This is a genomic window from Sphingomonas yabuuchiae (genome assembly GCF_014199595.1).
Lineage (GTDB): Bacteria > Pseudomonadota > Alphaproteobacteria > Sphingomonadales > Sphingomonadaceae > Sphingomonas > Sphingomonas yabuuchiae.
In genome coordinates this window covers 335,891-352,624 of the sequence record NZ_JACHNX010000001.1, presented here as the reverse complement: position 1 = coordinate 352,624, position 16,734 = coordinate 335,891, and the positions used below count along the sequence as shown (strand labels likewise).

The 16,734-nt window shown below is 66.7% G+C and carries 13 protein-coding genes; 9 read left to right on the top strand and 4 right to left on the bottom strand.

Annotated elements, in window-relative coordinates; all coding sequences use genetic code 11:
* The first annotated feature begins 217 nt into the window (after positions 1 to 217).
* The 7 genes from GGQ89_RS01620 to GGQ89_RS01590 all read left to right on the top strand — a co-directional run bounded on the left by GGQ89_RS01620 (position 218) and on the right by GGQ89_RS01590 (position 7,979).
* A complete protein-coding gene (locus GGQ89_RS01620) occupies positions 218 to 1,000 on the top strand; it encodes a peptidylprolyl isomerase (RefSeq protein ID WP_056431388.1) in 783 nt (260 codons plus the stop codon).
* A complete protein-coding gene (gene queA / locus GGQ89_RS01615) occupies positions 997 to 2,034 on the top strand; it encodes a tRNA preQ1(34) S-adenosylmethionine ribosyltransferase-isomerase QueA (protein WP_184103603.1) in 1,038 nt (345 codons plus the stop codon). The genes GGQ89_RS01620 and queA overlap by 4 nt, the downstream gene beginning before the upstream one ends.
* Complete coding sequence (locus tag GGQ89_RS01610; RefSeq protein WP_184103600.1) at positions 2,031 to 2,537, top strand: EF-hand domain-containing protein; 507 nt, start codon at positions 2,031 to 2,033, stop codon at positions 2,535 to 2,537. The genes queA and GGQ89_RS01610 overlap by 4 nt, the downstream gene beginning before the upstream one ends.
* Positions 2,534 to 3,664, top strand: a complete 1,131-nt coding sequence (gene tgt, locus GGQ89_RS01605; protein WP_184103597.1) for a tRNA guanosine(34) transglycosylase Tgt — start codon at positions 2,534 to 2,536, stop codon at positions 3,662 to 3,664. Before GGQ89_RS01610 ends, tgt begins: the two co-directional genes overlap by 4 nt.
* 23 nt (positions 3,665 to 3,687) lie before the next feature.
* A complete protein-coding gene (locus tag GGQ89_RS01600; protein WP_184103594.1) occupies positions 3,688 to 3,900 on the top strand; it encodes a hypothetical protein in 213 nt (70 codons plus the stop codon).
* 27 nt (positions 3,901 to 3,927) lie between these two features.
* Positions 3,928 to 6,771, top strand: a complete 2,844-nt coding sequence (locus tag GGQ89_RS01595) for a M16 family metallopeptidase (protein ID WP_184103591.1) — start codon at positions 3,928 to 3,930, stop codon at positions 6,769 to 6,771.
* A gap of 173 nt (positions 6,772 to 6,944) precedes the next feature.
* Positions 6,945 to 7,979, top strand: a complete 1,035-nt coding sequence (locus GGQ89_RS01590; RefSeq protein ID WP_184103588.1) for a cell wall hydrolase — start codon at positions 6,945 to 6,947, stop codon at positions 7,977 to 7,979.
* Here the strand turns inward: GGQ89_RS01590 and GGQ89_RS01585 are convergent.
* The 3 genes from GGQ89_RS01585 to uvrA form a co-directional block, all read right to left on the bottom strand.
* The gene (locus GGQ89_RS01585) at positions 7,967 to 8,290 is read right to left on the bottom strand and encodes a hypothetical protein (RefSeq protein WP_056430793.1); all 324 of its coding nucleotides are present in this window, start codon (positions 8,288 to 8,290) and stop codon (positions 7,967 to 7,969) included. The genes GGQ89_RS01590 and GGQ89_RS01585 overlap by 13 nt on opposite strands.
* 226 nt (positions 8,291 to 8,516) lie before the next feature.
* Positions 8,517 to 8,927 carry a glycine zipper 2TM domain-containing protein gene (locus tag GGQ89_RS01580; protein ID WP_153008083.1) on the bottom strand — a complete coding sequence of 137 codons (411 nt, stop codon included), beginning with the start codon at positions 8,925 to 8,927 and terminating at the stop codon, positions 8,517 to 8,519.
* Between the two features lie 517 nt (positions 8,928 to 9,444).
* Positions 9,445 to 12,345 carry an excinuclease ABC subunit UvrA gene (gene uvrA / locus GGQ89_RS01575; protein ID WP_184103587.1) on the bottom strand — a complete coding sequence of 967 codons (2,901 nt, stop codon included), beginning with the start codon at positions 12,343 to 12,345 and terminating at the stop codon, positions 9,445 to 9,447.
* 165 nt (positions 12,346 to 12,510) lie between these two features.
* On the opposite strand from uvrA, the gene GGQ89_RS01570 reads away from it, so the two are divergent.
* Complete coding sequence (locus GGQ89_RS01570; protein ID WP_184103582.1) at positions 12,511 to 14,019, top strand: S10 family serine carboxypeptidase-like protein; 1,509 nt, start codon at positions 12,511 to 12,513, stop codon at positions 14,017 to 14,019.
* A 268-nt stretch (positions 14,020 to 14,287) separates the two neighbouring features.
* A complete protein-coding gene (locus GGQ89_RS01565; RefSeq protein ID WP_184103579.1) occupies positions 14,288 to 15,490 on the top strand; it encodes a M24 family metallopeptidase in 1,203 nt (400 codons plus the stop codon).
* Between the two features lie 219 nt (positions 15,491 to 15,709).
* On the opposite strand, the gene GGQ89_RS01560 is transcribed toward GGQ89_RS01565, so the two are convergent.
* On the bottom strand, positions 15,710 to 16,723 hold the full coding sequence (locus GGQ89_RS01560; RefSeq protein WP_206362783.1) for a 4-hydroxyproline epimerase: 1,014 nt from the start codon (positions 16,721 to 16,723) through the stop codon (positions 15,710 to 15,712).
* Positions 16,724 to 16,734: the final 11 nt, after the last annotated feature.

Here is a 16,734-nt window from a genome sequence, read left to right as displayed (position 1 = left end):
CTCATAGGACATCCCCAGCCGACGGCTCCCTCCACCATGCTGCGCATGTGTGCGAGCGAGATGGTGCCCCCGGCACCATCTTGACGTGCCGGGGGCACGTCAAAGCCCGCACACCCTCCCCGTTCCGGGGAGGATGACGACATCCAAAGGTTCAGATTGGCGCAAGGGGCGATTTGCTCTACAGCCTCCCCATTCCTTCCCTTGTCGTAGAGATATGATGCGCGTTCTCGCCGCTCTTGCCATGTTGATGGCCAGCCCGATCGCCGTTCCGGCGCAGGCGCAAGCTCAGACCCAGGCCCAACCGAAATTCACCTCCCCCGCCAAGGCCGCGCAGGTTCTGGAGGACAATGTCACCGGCCGCGCCACCCCGCCGCCCGTCACCGACAAGGAGAATCTCTGGCTGCTCGACCTGTCGACCGGCGGCCGCGTGACGATCTGGCTGCGCCCCGATGTCGCGCCCAAGATGGTCGAGCGGATCAAGACGCTGACCCGCCGTCACTTCTATGACGGCCTGGTCTTCCACCGCGTGATCGACGGCTTCATGGCGCAGGGCGGCGATCCCAAGGGCGACGGCACCGGCGGCTCGGACCTGCCCAACGTGCCCTCCGAGTTCAACTATCTGCCGCACGTCCGTGGATCGGTGGCCGCCGCGCGCGCCGACGATCCCAACAGCGCCAACAGCCAGTTCTACATCGTCTTCCAGCCGCGCTTCGCGCTCGACAAGAAGTACACGGTGTTCGGCCGGGTGATCGACGGCATGCAATATGTCGACCGGATCGAGCGGGGCGAGCCGCCTGCGAATCCGAGCCGGATCGTCCACGCCTATGTCGCGGCGGACAATCCCCCGGCCTATGTGCCGATGCCCCAGGCCCCCGCGCCCAATCTGGGTGCGCCCGTGACCCTGCCGGGCGCGGCGCCCAAGCCCGTCACCATCACCCCGGCACGCCGCCCCGCCCCCAAGGCGGCTCCGGCCAAGAAGGCGGCAACGGCCACCAAGTGAACGTAGACCTGTTCGACTTCGCGCTGCCGCCCGAGCGGATCGCGCTATACCCCGCATCCCCACGCGACTCGGCGCGGATGCTGGTCCTCGACGGTGACGCCACCCGTGACCAGCGGGTGAGCGACCTGCCCGCTGCCCTGCGCGCGGGCGACCTGCTGGTGTTCAACGACACCCGCGTCATTCCCGCCCAGTTGGAAGGCGTGCGGGGAGAGGCGCGGATCGGCGCGACCCTGCACAAGCGCGAAGGCACGCGACGCTGGCGCGCCTTCATCCGCAACGCCAAGCGGTTGCGTGACGGCGACGCGATCGACTTCGGCGCGGGCGTCTCCGCAACCGCGCGCGACCGGGCCGAGGATGGCAGCTTCGCGCTCGACTTTGCGGGCGAGGAACCCGTCGAGCTGCTGCTGGAGCGGGCGGGCACCATGCCCCTGCCCCCCTATATCGCGCAGAAGCGGGGCGTCACCGAGAAGGACGCCGACGACTATCAGACCATGTTCGCCAACGAGCCGGGCGCGGTCGCCGCACCCACGGCGGCGCTGCACTTCACGCCCGAACTGCTGGAGTCACTGGCAGCGGCGGGTATCGAGCATGCCACGCTGACCCTGCATGTCGGTGCGGGCACCTTCCTGCCGGTGAAGGCCGAGGACACGGTCGACCACAAGATGCACGCCGAGTGGGGGCGCATCGACGCCGCCACCGCCGACCGGCTGAACGCGGTCAAGGCACGCGGCGGCCGGGTGATCGCGGTCGGCACCACCTCGCTGCGCCTGATCGAGAGCGCGGCGGGCGAAGACGGCGTGATCCGTCCGTTCGAGGGCGATACCGCGATCTTCATCACGCCGGGCTATCGCTTTCGCGGCATCGACGGACTGATGACCAATTTCCATCTGCCGCGCTCGACCCTGTTCATGCTGGTCTCGGCGCTGATGGGGCTGGACCGGATGCAGGCGGCTTATGCCCATGCGATCGAGAACGCGTATCGCTTCTATTCCTATGGCGACGCGTCGCTGTTGCTGCCGGAACGCTCTGCATGATCCTGTTCGCGCTGCTTCTGATGCAGGCGACACAGTCCCCCGCACAGGAGGCGGACAATACGGTCGTCGTCACCGCACGCCCCAAACCCTTCGCGCAGACGCCCGCGACCATGGTGGTCGAGCCGGTGGCGATGATGATCGCGACGCTCGACAGCGACGGCGACGGCAAGACCAGCCGCGCCGAGATGGAGGCGGGCGTCAAGCGCAGCTATGATGCGATCGACACCGCGCGTCAGGGATCGATCGGCTATCTCCAGTTCGCCGACTGGGCCGAGCGCTGGCTGGGGGATCGCAACGCGCTGCCCAGTCCGTTCGACGTCGACAAGAACAGCGACAACCGCATCACCCTGGCCGAACTCCAGGCCCATTTCTCGCGCCTGTTCTCGCGCTTCGACCGCGACCAGGACGGCGCGATCAGCCGCGCCGAGGCGCTGACCATCCGTACCACCCCCGTTGACGCCAACGGCCCGACCGGCCCGCTTCGGCCCCGAGACAGAAAATGACCGCCCGCTTCTCTTTTGCCATCCACGCTACCGATGGCCGCGCCCGTACCGGCACCATCGCCATGAAGCGGGGTGAGATCCGTACCCCCGCCTTCATGCCCGTCGGCACCGCCGCCACCGTCAAGGCGATGAAGCCGGGCGACGTGCGCGCGAGCGGCGCGGACATCATCCTGGGCAACACCTATCACCTCATGCTGCGCCCAGGGGCCGAGCGGGTGAACCGGTTGGGGGGCCTGCACGGCTTCATGGGCTGGGACCGGCCGATCCTGACCGATTCGGGCGGCTATCAGGTGATGAGCCTGGCCGAGCTGACCAAGCGGTCCGAGGACGGCGTGGCGTTCAAGAGTCATCTCGACGGCACTCGCCATCTGCTCAGCCCCGAACGCTCGATCGAAATCCAGCGACTGCTCGGCTCCAACATCGTCATGGCGTTCGACGAACTGGTCCCGACGACGTCGACGCGCGAGGTGCAGGCGAGCGCGATGGAACGCTCGATGCGCTGGGCGAAGCGCAGCCGCGACGCCTTCGACGCGGGCGGACAACATGCCGAGGACAATGCGATCTTCGGCATCCAGCAGGGTGCGCTGGACGAGGGGCTCCGCAAGTCCTCCGCCGATGCGCTGATCGACATCGGATTCGACGGCTATGCTATCGGTGGCCTCGCGGTCGGTGAGGGGCAGGAGGCGATGTTCGGCTGCCTCGATTTCGCACCGGGCCAGTTGCCGTTGGAAAAGCCGCGTTACCTGATGGGCGTTGGCAAGCCGACCGATATCGTCGGCGCGGTCGAGCGCGGCGTGGACATGTTCGACTGCGTGCTGCCGACCCGCTCGGGCCGCACGGGGCAGGCCTTTACCCGGAATGGCCCGATCAACATCCGCAATGCGCGCTTCGCCGAGGATCAGGGCCCGCTAGACCCCGCCTGTGGCTGCCCGGTCTGTGCGACCTGGAGCCGTGCCTATCTCCACCATCTGGTGCGCGCGGGCGAGATCCTGGGCGCGATGCTGATGACCGAGCATAATATCTGGTTCTATCAGCAGATGATGGCCGATCTGCGCGCCGCCATCGCCGAAGGTCGCCTCACGGCCTTTGCGGACGACTTCCGGGCGCGCTACGCTGCCGGTCAATAATTCGGGTCGAGTAGGAGAGTAACATGACCGATCATAGCGAAGACGCCCCCAACGAAATCCTCGCCGCCGCCAAGGAGGCCAAGGATCACGCCGTCGCCGCCGCCGAGGCGACCGCCACGTCGATCAAGGAAAAGACACGCAACTGGCCGATGGGCAAGATCGGCCTGGGCGTCGGCATCGGTTCGGCCGCGATCGCGGCGGCGGTGCTGTACGGCACGCGCAACAAGTCCAAATAATCCGCTTCCACTGAAACGAGGGTTTTCATGCGCCTTTTCCGTGCCGCGCTTCTGCTCGGCGTCGCCGCCCTTCCCTCGCTGGCAGGAGCGCAAACCGCGCCGAGCCCGGCGCGCACGGAAAGCGTGAAGCCCATCGACTTCGCCACGCGCACCCTGCCCAACGGCCTGCGCGTCTATGCCATTCGCGACACGACGACGCCCAACGTCTCGGTCCAGGTCTGGTACGATGTCGGGTCGAAGGACGATCCCAAGGGCCGCTCGGGCTTTGCCCACATGTTCGAGCATCTGATGTTCAAGGCGACGCGCAACCTCGTCCCCGAACAGATGGATCGCCTGACCGAGGATGTCGGCGGCTATAACAACGCCTCGACCGCCGACGACTACACCAATTATTTCGAGGTGGTGCCCGCCAACCATCTGCAGCGCCTGCTGTTCGCGGAAGCCGACCGCATGGCCGCGCTGGTCGTCGAGCCCAAGAGCTTCGCCAGCGAACGCGACGTGGTGAAGGAGGAACTGCGCCAGCGCACCCTCGCCCAGCCATACGGCAAGCTGTTCTCCATCTATTACCCCAAGCTCGCCTACACGACGCACCCCTATGCGCGGCCGGGCATCGGCAGCCTGGAGGAACTGGAGTCGGCGGGCATCGACGATGTGCGCGCCTTCCACGCCACCTATTACCGGCCCGACAATGCGGTGCTGGTCGTGTCGGGCAATTTCGACCCTGCTCAGCTGAACCGCTGGGTCGACCAGTATTTCGCGAACATCAAGCGGCCCGCGACCGCGATCCCGCGCGTCACCGTGCAGGAACCGGCACGGACGCAAGCCGTATCGCGCACCGTCTATGAGCCCAACACGCCGCTGCCCGCCGTCCTGATCAGCTATCACATTCCGCCCGAGCGGAGCGCCGATACCCCTGCGCTGATGGTGTTGAACGCCATCCTGTCGGCGGGCGAAAGCTCGCGGCTGTATGAGGATCTGGTGTACCGCGACCAGCTGGCCCAGTCGGCCGCGACCTTCCTCGACACCAAGCAGTCGACCGGCAACATCGTCCTCTATGCGATGATGGCGAGCGGCAAGCCGGTGGCCGAGGGCGAGGCGGCGCTCAAGAAGGAGGTCGCCCGGCTGCGTGACACCCCCGTCTCCGCCACCGAACTGGCCGAGGCGAAGAACGAGTTGCTGACTGCCGCGCTCAAGCAGCGGGAGACCGCCGAGGGCAAGGCCAGTCTGATCGCCAACAGCGTCATCGTCGACGGCGACCCCAGCGCCGCCGACCGCCAGATCGCCGCCGTGCAGAAGGTGACGGCCGCCGATATCCAGCGCGTCGCCCGTACCTATCTGAAGGACAGCCAGAGCGCGACCATCCGCTACCTGCCCGACAGCGAACGCCCGGCGAATGTCCGCCTGATGCCGATCGAGATCGCGCCGACGGTCCAGACCGCGGCGCTGACCCCGCCCGCCAATATCGAGGTGGTGACGCCCGCCCCTGAGGGGCAGCGCATCCTGCCCCCCGCGCCCGGCGCGGCCATCGCCCCCACCCTGCCGCAACCGGTCGCGACCACGCTGCCCAACGGCCTGCGCGTCGTGACGGTCGAGCGGCACGATTTGCCGCTCGTCACCGCCTCGCTGGTGGCGCTGGGCGGCGCGGCGACCGATCCGGTGGGCAAGGCGGGCGCAAGCAGCCTGTCGTCCGAGCTGATGACCAAGGGTACCACGACCCGCTCGGCGACGGAGATCGCGCGCGCGGTCGAAAGCCTGGGCGGATCGATTGCGGCCGGAGCCTCGGATGACGGCGCGACCATCGACCTGACCGTCCCCTCGGCGCAGCTCGGCACGGCGATGACCATATTGGCCGATGTCGCGACCAACCCGGCGTTCAAGCCGGAGGAGATCGACCGCGCCCGTACCCAGTCGATCGACAGCCTGAACGTCGCCATGCAGAACCCGGCGCAGCTGTCGGCGATGGTCGCCGACCGCGTCGTCTATGGCGCGCGTCCCTATGGCCAGCCGCTGTCGGGCACGCCCGCATCGCTGAAGGGGCTGACCCGTGCCGACCTGACCGCCGCCTATGCACGAAGCTGGAAACCGGGTCAGGCGACGCTGCTGCTGGTCGGCGACGTGACCCCCGCCCAGGCCCAACAGGTCGCCGAGCGTTATCTGGGCAATTGGCAGGTGGCCGGAGCCGCCGCGACGACGACGGCCAAGCCCCCCGAACCCGCCTTCCCCGCGCCGCGCGTCATCGTTGTCGACATGCCCGATGCCGGACAGGCCGGCGTGGTCGTCGCACGTTCGGGCATTCGCCGCGCCGATGACCGCTATTACCCGCTAGCGGTAGCGAACACCGTGCTGGGCGGCGGCTTCTCCTCACGACTCAACCAAGAAATCCGCATCAAGCGCGGGCTGGCTTACGGCGCGGGCAGCTCGCTGGCGACGGGGCGTGACATCGGCCTGATCTCCGCGCGGACCCAGACCAAGAACCCCTCGGCCGCCGAAGTTGTCGGGCTGATCGATGCCGAGATGCGCAAGCTGGGCACCGCGCCCGTGCCGCAGGACGAACTGGCGACGCGGCAGGCGGTGCTGGTCGGCAACTTCGGCCGGACGATCGAGACGACCGACGGCATCGCCGACATATTGGCCAACTACACGCTGCAAGGCGTGCCGCTGGAGGAACTGAGCCGCTATATCCCGCGTGTCCAGGCGGTGGACCCGGCAGCGGTCGAGTCGGTTTCGGCCACGCTCCTCGATCCCAAGGCGGCCAGCATCATCGTGGTCGGCGACGCCAAGCAGTTCCTGCCCGCGCTGCGTCAGGCCCATCCGGAGGTCGAGGTCATCCCGGCCGCCTCGGTCAATCTCGACTCGCCGAAACTACGCTGACCCCCCATTCCTCCCCAAGCTCTGCTTGGGGAGGGGGACCATCCGAAGGATGGTGGAGGGGCAGATCCGCCGCTACGCAAAATCCTTAACCCTCGCGGGTATAACCATAATCTGAGAGCGGCAGGGCTGGAGGACTCCCCACATTGCGGGTGGCGAAGCGGACAGTAAGGCGGATGATACAGGTCTGGCTGGCGCTGCTCGGCCTGATGCTGGCGTTCGGCATGATACTGGCCGCGCAAGGTGCCAAGCGGGCGGAGCCTGTGGTCGTCGCCACGCCGCAACTTCGGCCCACACCCGCCACCGCTCCCGTCGGCGACGCCCTGCCCGCCATCGACGGCAGCACGGGCACCGTCGCCCTGCCCGCCTTGCCGATCCCGCCGGGGGCCAGCATCGCCGATAGCGGCGTGGTGGCCGCCCGGCCCTTTGCCTGGGGCCGCGCGAGCGCGATCGACCGCGCGCGCGCGATGCAGTGCCTGACCGCCGCCATCTATTACGAAGCGGGCGGCGAAAGCATCGACGGGCAGCGCGCCGTGGCGCAGGTCGTACTCAATCGCGCGCGGCATCCCGCCTTCCCCGCCACGGTATGCGGCGTCGTCTATCAGGGGATCGAGCGCGCGCATTGCCAGTTTAGCTTCGCCTGCGATGGCGCCCTGTCGCGCACTCCCGCCATTGCGGGCTGGTCCCGTGCGGCGCAGGTCGCGGCGGCGGCGCTGTCGGGCGGAGTCTATGCGCCGGTCGGGCTGGCGACGCATTACCATACCTTTGCCGTCGCGCCCGCCTGGAACCGCGCCATGGTGATGACCGACATGGTCGGCGCGCATCTGTTCCATCGCTGGAAGGGCTATTGGGGCACCGCCGCTGCGATGAGCCGCGCCTATGCGGGGGGAGAGGTGCTTCCCGTGCTCCCGTCTACTCCGGCACCCGAAACGGCGAGCAGCGACGTGCTGCCGCCCGCCCCGGCGACCCTGCCCGCGCCGCCTCTGCCCGGCGCGACGCCGGCTCCCGCACGCCCTGCCATAACGCGTGAAACGCCGACCCCCGCTCCGCCACGCGAAACGGGGATCAGCGACCGGCTGGCCACATCGGGCCAGATACTGGATAAATGGAAGGATAGCGGCCGCCCGATCGAGCGGCCCGACACACCGCGCTCGAACGTTCCGAGCTCCGATTTGCCAAGCCGGGCGACCGGCACCCATCAGCGGCGATAATTGCGGTCGTTCTTCTCAAAGCGGACCTGACGGCTCAGCATCGCATAGCGACGGTCCAGATCATTGCGCTCCGAGACGCTCAGGCCACCGCCCGACCGGCGATAGCGATATTCGAGCTGGCTCAGGCCGCGCAGTTCGGACTGGAGCCGCCCAGCCTCGCGCCGATTGAGCGCGCCCGAGCGGATGCCCTGGTCGATCCGCTGCTGCAACTGGCCCTGGCGCTGCGCGATCGGGGTCCAGCGCTGCGCCTCGGCGACCGTGGGGACGGCGATGGTGGCGAAACCCAGGCTTGCAAGGATCATGGCCTTCATGATGACACTCCCATAATAAAGCGGGCGATTACTGGCCCGATCCGCAATATGGGTCGCGACAATCACAAAGCTATACCAATGACTTAGCCATATTGTCGCCAATTGTCGCAGAAAGTGACATGCCGTTCATCTGGCGTTTATTGTCGCCGGACACGACAAGGCCGGACCTCTCCTTGCCACAGGGAGAGGTCCGGCCCAATCCTTTGTCGAACGTCAACAGCCGGGTTTAGCGGCAGCGGACATTGTTTCGCTCGATGGCGCGTCCGGCCAGCGCACCACCGGCGGCGCCCAGCAGCGTGCCGAGCGTCTGCGACCCGCCCGAGGTGATCGCCGCGCCCAGCGCACCGCCCGCGATACCGCCAACGATCAGGCCGGTGGTGCCGTCGTTGCGACGACAATAATAGCGGCCGTCCTGCCCGACATAGACACGGTCGTTCCGGCTCAGCCGCCGCTCGCGATACCGCGCATTGTCGACATAATAACGGTCGGCATAATAGCCGCCATAAGCGGGATCGGGTCGGTTATAGTCATAGGCATAACGTGGGCCGCCGCCCAAGCCGCCAAAACCATTGTCATAGGTGGAGCAACCGGAAACCAGCGTCGCGGCCCCGATCAGGCCGAGTGTCCATGCACGCATTACATCCTCCCTCATGGGTGATGCGGGGGAATCGCTTTGCGGGGCCAAAGGTTGCGATATGTTAAGGGGTTTTGCCGGGATTTGGTGCGGGCGTTTGCGGGTGGGGCGTACAGTTAGACTGCGCTCGGTGCGAACGGGAGAAGTGTCCCACCTTCGTTCGGCCTGAGCGAAGTCGAAGGCCAAGGGACAACCTATCGGCGCAGGGAGGTGGCCGGCCCACTCCCCCAGCCAAGCGACGTCTCGACCGAAGCTCGCCAACGCCCCATCATACCATCCCGACGAAAGCCGGAATCCAGTTGGGTGGCTGCCGCAGGTGCCTCCGACCGTTCCGCAACTGGTCCCCGGCCTTTGCCGGGGTGGCAGGAAGAAGAGAAGGCCCCCTTCCGTGGCGGATACGGTCGGCACAGTCGGCCAACCGCCTGCACTAGGACGCGGCCTGTGCGAGTCGGATGGCAAACCGACACCATCGTCAAATGCCGGGGCCTATCAAAACCCGTCCCCCCGTCCCGAAGAAGACTTACTCCGCCGCCTGCGCCTGCCCCTTGTCGAGCAACGGCTTCAGATACTTGCCCGTAAAGCTGCGCGGTTCGGCGGCGACCACTTCCGGCGTTCCGACCGCGACGATCTCGCCGCCCTTCACACCGCCCTCGGGGCCGAGGTCGACGATCCAGTCGGCGGTCTTGATGACATCGAGATTATGCTCGATCACCACCACCGTATTGCCCTGTTCGACCAGCGCGTGGAGCACTTCGAGCAATTTGCGAACGTCTTCGAAATGCAAGCCGGTCGTGGGCTCGTCGAGGATGTAGAGCGTGTTGCCCGTCGCGCGGCGCGACAATTCCTTGGCCAGCTTCACCCGCTGCGCCTCGCCGCCCGACAGGGTCGTCGCCTGCTGGCCGACCTTGACGTAACCCAGGCCCACCTCGACCAGCATCGCCATCTTGTCGCGGATCGGCGGCACCGCCTGGAAGAACTCGGCGGCGTCCTCGACGGTCATGTCGAGTACATCGGCGATCGAGTGGCCCTTGAACTTCACCTCCAGCGTCTCGCGATTGTAGCGCGCACCGTGGCACACGTCGCACGTGACATAGACGTCGGGCAGGAAGTGCATCTCGATCTTGAGCACGCCGTCGCCCTGGCACGCCTCGCATCGGCCGCCCTTGACGTTGAACGAAAAGCGGCCCGGCTTGTAGCCGCGCGCCTGCGCCTCGGGCAGCCCCGCGAACCAGTCGCGAATCTGGGTGAAGGCACCGGTATAGGTCGCCGGGTTCGAGCGCGGGGTGCGGCCGATCGGCGACTGGTCGATATCGATCACCTTGTCGAGATGGTCGAGCCCGGTAATCTTCTCATGCTTGCCCGCCAGGATACGCGCGCCGTTCAGCGACCGCGCGGCGGCGGCATAGAGCGTGTCGATGGTAAAGCTCGACTTGCCCGACCCCGACACGCCGGTGATGCAGGTGAAGGTGCCCAGCGGGATGCTCGCGGTCACGCCTTGCAGATTGTTGGCGGTCGCCTTGTGCACGGTCAGCTTTTTGCCCGAGCCCTTGCGGCGCTTGGCCGGGACCGCGACCTCGCGCGTGCCGTTCAGGTAATCGGCGGTGACGCTGGTCTTGGACTTGAGCAGTTGCTTGAGCGTGCCATGCGCGACGATCTGGCCGCCATGCACGCCCGCGCCCGGCCCCATGTCGATGACATAATCGGCGGTGCGGATCGCATCCTCGTCATGTTCGACGACCAGCACCGTGTTGCCCAGGTCGCGCAACCGGCGCAGCGTCGCGAGCAGCATGTCGTTGTCGCGCTGGTGAAGCCCGATCGACGGCTCGTCGAGCACATAGAGCACGCCCGACAGCCCCGAGCCGATCTGCGATGCCAAGCGAATGCGCTGGCTCTCGCCACCGGACAGCGTGCCGCTGGTCCGATCAAGATTCAGATAGTCGAGGCCGACATTGTTGAGGAAGCCTAGCCGCTCGACGAGCTCCTTGAGGATCGGCTGCGCGATGGCGCGCTGCTGGTCGGTCAGATGTTCAGGCAGGCCGGTGAAGAAGGTCAGCGCATCGACCACCGACAGATGCGTGGCGTAGCTGATGTCCTGCATGGCGATCTTGACCGCCAGCGCCTCGGGCTTCAACCGCGCGCCGTGGCAGACTTCGCAGGGCTGCGACGACTGGTAGTTGGCCAGTTCCTCGCGCATCCAGGCGCTCTCGGTCTGGAGCATCCGGCGGTTGAGATTGCCGATCACACCCTCGAACGGCTTCTTCACGTCGTACGACTTCTTGCCGTCGACAAAGGTCAGCGTGACCGCCTTGCCCTTGGTGCCATGCAGGATCGCCTCGCGGACCTTGTCCTCCAGATCCTTCCACGGCGTTTCCAGCGAGAAGCCGAACTCCCGCGCCAGGCTGCCCAGCACCTGCATATAATAGGGGCTGGGCGGGTTGGATTTGGCCCAGGGCACGACCGCGCCCTTCTTGATCGACAGCTCGTGATTGGGGACGACCAGATCCTCGTCGAAGATCAGCTTCTCGCCCAGACCGTCACAGGCCGGGCAGGCCCCCTGCGGCGCGTTGAACGAGAACAGGCGCGGCTCGATCTCGGAAATGGTGAAGCCGCTGATCGGGCAGGCGAACTTCTCCGAAAACACGATCCGGCCATCGGGCGCGTTGTTGCCCAGCACGGCGGATTTGGGCGTTGCGGGCTCGACCGGATCGGCGGGGTCAACATAGGCCAGCCCGTCCGCCAGCTTCAGCGCGGTCTCGAAGCTGTCGGCCAGGCGCGTGGCGATGTCCTCGCGCACGACCAGACGGTCGACGACCACCTCGATGTCATGCTTGAACTTCTTGTCGAGCGCGGGCGCCTCATCGATTTCGTAGAGCTGGCCGTCGATGCGGACACGGGTGAAGCCCGCCTTCTGCCACTCGGCCATTTCCTTGCGATACTCGCCCTTGCGGCCGCGCACGACGGGGGCGAGCAGATAGAGGCGCGTCCCCTCGGGCAGGGTCATCACCCGGTCGACCATCTGGCTGACCGTCTGCGCCGCGATCGGCTCGCCGGTCGCGGGGCTATAGGGGATGCCGACCCGCGCCCAGAGCAGGCGCATATAGTCGTAGATTTCGGTGACCGTCGCCACGGTCGAGCGCGGATTGCGGCTGGTCGTCTTCTGCTCGATCGAGATGGCGGGCGACAGCCCCTCGATATGGTCGACGTCCGGCTTCTGCATCATCTCCAGGAACTGGCGCGCATAGGCCGACAGCGACTCGACATAGCGCCGCTGCCCCTCGGCATAGATGGTGTCGAACGCGAGGCTGGACTTGCCCGACCCCGACAGGCCGGTGATGACCGTCAGCGTGTCACGGGGAATGTCGATATCGACATCCTTGAGATTATGCTCGCGCGCGCCGCGGACGGAAATCTTGGTCAGCATGAGGCAGGTTCTACTTCTGTTCCGGGAGGAATGCCAGAGGCGAGATAGGGAGCGGGAACGGCCGTTTCGAGAGGGGCGGGCTTGCGGGAACGCGGAAGTCCGGCGCATGATCCCGCTTGATCCTAATAGCTGCCGATCGCCGTTCGAGGGGGAGTAGTTTCCAACGTGTCCAAAACCTTGCACCTGACCGCCCTGTTGCTGCTGGCCGCCAGCGCCGCCACGCCTGCCTTCGCGCAAAAGGCCGAGAAGACCGAGACCAAGACGACCACCGAAACGAAGGACGATGACAGCAAGCGTCCGCCCCTGCCCGCCGACAAGACGATCAGCCAATCGGCACGGATCGGCGGCCGGGTCGTCAACTACAAGGCGACCATCGGCAAGATCGCGGTGCGCGACGACAAGGGCAAGGAGATCGGGCAGGTCGTCTATACCGCCTATACCGTGCCCGGTGGCGATGTGCGGCGCCCCGTCACCTTCGCGTTCAACGGCGGGCCGGGCGCGGCCTCGGTCTATCTGAACCTGGGCGCGGTCGGCCCCAAGCGCGTTCCGTTCGGCGCGCAGGGCGATGCCCCTTCCGACGCGCCGGTGACGACCGACAATCCCAATAGCTGGCTGGACTTCACCGACCTGGTCTTCATCGATCCCATCGGCACCGGCTTCAGTCGCAGCCTGGTGGATGAGGCGGAGACCAAAAAGGCCTTTTTCGCCAACGACCCGGACATCAAATATCTGTCCAAGGTTGTCTATGACTGGCTGGTCAAGGAAGGCCGGTTGCGTTCGCCGAAGTACGTCATGGGCGAAAGCTATGGCGGCTATCGCGCGCCGCGCATCGCCTATGAGCTCCAGTCGCAGATCGGCGTCGGGGTGAACGGCCTGATCATGGTGTCGCCCTATCTCGACCCCGCCTCGGGCGACGATGCCACCGCGCTGTCGCCCTTGCCGTGGATGATCGACCTGCCCTCGATGGCCGCCGCCCAGTTGGAGCGGCAGGGCAAGCTGACGCCCGAAGCGATGGCCGGGGTCGAGGCCTATGCGCGCGGCGACTACCTGCGCGACCTGATGCGCGGGCGGTCGGATACGCAAGCCGTCGACCGGATGGTGACCCGCGTCACCGAACTGACCGGACTGGACCCTGCCCTGGTCCGCAAGCTGGGCGGGCGGATCGACACGCGGACGTACCTGCGCGAGATTCACCGCAACGATTCGACGATCGGCAGTATCTACGATTCGAACGTCACTGCCTTCGATCCCTTCCCCTGGTCGTCGCAGCAACGGTCCAACGACCCGCTGCTCGACTCGCTGATCGCGCCGACGACCAGCGCGATGGTCGACTTCGTGACGCGCGAAGTGGGCTGGAAGACCGACGCGCGCTATCATGCGCTGTCCTATGAGGTGAACAGCGCCTGGGATCGCGGCAAGCCCGACGACACCCCCGTCACCGACCTGCGCAAGGCGATCGCCAACGATCCCAAGATGAAGGTGATGATCGTGCATGGCTGGGACGACCTGTCCTGCCCGTACTTTGCCTCGCGGCTGATCGTCGACCAGATGCCGAGCTATGGCGTGGCGCAGCGGGTGAAGCTGAACGTCTATCCGGGCGGACACATGTTCTACAGCCGCACTGACAGCGGCGCGGCGTTCCGGCGGGATGCGATGGCGATGTACGGGGGGTGAGCCTCGCACTTCCGCAGCGCCATATCCCACAGCCGTTCATGCTGAGCGAAGTCGAAGCGTACGTCCCATGATATGTGCTGGGCGAAGTTCATCCCTTGGCCTTCGACTGCGCTCAGGCTGAACGGGGGTTGGGCTGCGGATTTCCCCCGCCCCGCCCCCGCCACCCCCGCTCCGTTCGGGCTGAGCGAAGTCGAAGCCCACGCCCCGTCTGGCGCCTCATGCCAACCCGCGCTAACACGCCAACCGTATACGAAACGGAGCGAGTGACATGGCGGGAATGATCGGCGGATCGACGGCGGAGCGCGAACTGGCGAGCCTGTCGCCCTGGGCGAACCCCGCGCCGGTCATCACGGCACAGGAACGGGCGCAGCGGCTGACCCGTGCCCGCGAATTGATGGGCCAGATGGGTGCCGACGCACTGCTGATCGGTGCAGGCGCCTCCTTGCGCTATTTCACCGGCGTCGCCTGGGGCGCGACCGAGCGGCTGGTGGCGATGCTGCTGCCGATCGCGGGCGAGCCGATCTTCATCTGCCCCGGCTTCGAACTGGGCTCGTTCGAGGCCAGCCTGTCCATCCCCGCCACCGACATCCGCCTGTGGGAAGAGGATGAAAGCCCCTCCGCGCTGGTCGCCGACGCGCTGAAGGCGGCGGGGGCCCAGACCTTGGCGATCGACCCCGCCATGGCCTTCCTGTTCGTCGAGCGTATCCGTGCCGCCGCGCCGGGCGTTGCCTTGGTCGATGCCGGGCCGGTCGTCGATGGCTGCCGTATGATCAAGTCGCCTGCCGAGATCGCGCTGATGCAACAGGCGATGGACATCACGCTGGAGGTGCATCGTCGCGCCGCGCGCATCCTGCACGAAGGCATCCGCGCGTCGGAGGTCATCCGCTTCATTGACCAAGCGCACCGCGCGCTGGGTGCGTCGACCGGCAATTATTTCTGCGCGGTGCAATTCGGGCGCTCGACCGCTTTCCCCCATGGCCTGCCGCAGGACGATGTGCTGCGCGACGGTGACGTGGTGCTGGTCGACACCGGCACGCTGATCGACGGCTATCACAGCGACATCACCCGCACCTATGCGTTCGGCGAGGTCGGTGACGAGGTCCGCCGCATCTGGGACATCGAGAAGGAAGCGCAAGCCGCCGCCTTCGCCGCCGTCCGGCCCGGCGAACCGTGCGAGGCGGTCGACTTTGCCGCGCGCGCCGTGCTGGAGCGGTCGGGCCTCGGCCCCGACTATCGCCTGCCCGGCCTGCCGCATCGCACCGGCCACGGTATCGGCCTGTCTATCCACGAACCCGCCTATCTGGTGCGTGGCGACAAGACCCCGCTGACGCCGGGCATGTGCTTCTCCAACGAGCCGATGATCGTCGTGCCCGACCGCTTCGGCGTGCGGCTGGAGGATCATTTCTATGTCACCGAGACAGGCGCCGCCTGGTTCACCCAGCCCCAGCCCGCGATCGACGATCTGGGATGAAGGATCGCCCCGGCAAAGGCCGGGGCAGGTTCACGCGAAGCCGCGACGAGGTTCGCGCGGAGACGCGGAGGCGCGGAGATGACAGCCCGCGCGGCAGCGCTTGGACATCGTCGACACGTGGAGATGACAGGGCCGCTGGCGCGGCAAGTCCCAACCCTCCGCGTCTCCGCGCCTCCGCGCGAACCTCTTCTCCTTCGCGGCTTCGCGTGAACGACGGCCTTATACCACCGTGAACCCCGCCCAGAACGGGTCCTCGCGGTCGATCCAGATCGTGTTGTAGCCGGTCGACACCGCCGAGCCCTGGATCGACGGCACGATCGCCGTTTGCCCGCCGAGTTCGGTCGCTTCCTCGACCCGACCGATGAAACGGCTGCGGATATAGCTTTCATGCACGAAGCGGTCGCCGACCTTGAGCCGCCCCTTCGCCGCCAGATGGGCAAGCCGCGCCGAGGTGCCGGTGCCGCACGGGCTCCGGTCGATCGCCCGCTCGCCATAGAAGACCGCGTTGCGGCCGTCGGCATCCTCCGCCGAAGGCTTGTCGGCCCACAGCACATGGCTGACCCCCCGGATCGAGGGTTCGAGGGGATGGACCGGCTCGAACTTTTCGCGCACCAGCTCGCGGATCGTGCGGCTCAGTTCGACCAGCTTCGACGCACCCAGATCGTCCAGCCCGGTATAGGCCCCCTGCGGCTCGATGATCGCATAATAGTTACCGCCATAGGCGACATCCAGCGTCAACGGACCGAAGCCCGGCACGTCGATCTGAATCCCCTCGGCCGCCAGATAGGCGGGGACGTTGCGGATACGTACGGCGGTGACCTTCGCGCCGTCCTTCTCATATTCGATATGGATGGTGCCAGCGGGCACCTCGACCTTCAGCTTGCCCGGCTCGCGCGGGGTGATCAGGCCGTTTTCCAGGCCGAAGGTGATCATGCCGATCGTGCCATGCCCGCACATGGGCAGGCACCCGCTGGTCTCGATGAACAGGATCGCGGCGTCGCTGTCCAGCTCGCAGGGCGGATAGAGGAAGCCGCCCGACATCATGTCATGCCCGCGCGGCTCGAAGCACAGGCCGGTGCGGATCCAGTCGAACCGCTCCAGAAAGTCCAGCCGCCGCTCGGCCATGCTGGACCCGCGCAGCAGCGGCGCGCCGCCCGCCACCAGCCGGACGGGATTGCCCGCCGTATGGCCGTCGATGCAGAAAAAGGTATGGCGGATCGTGGGTGACGTCATCGGGATTCCCT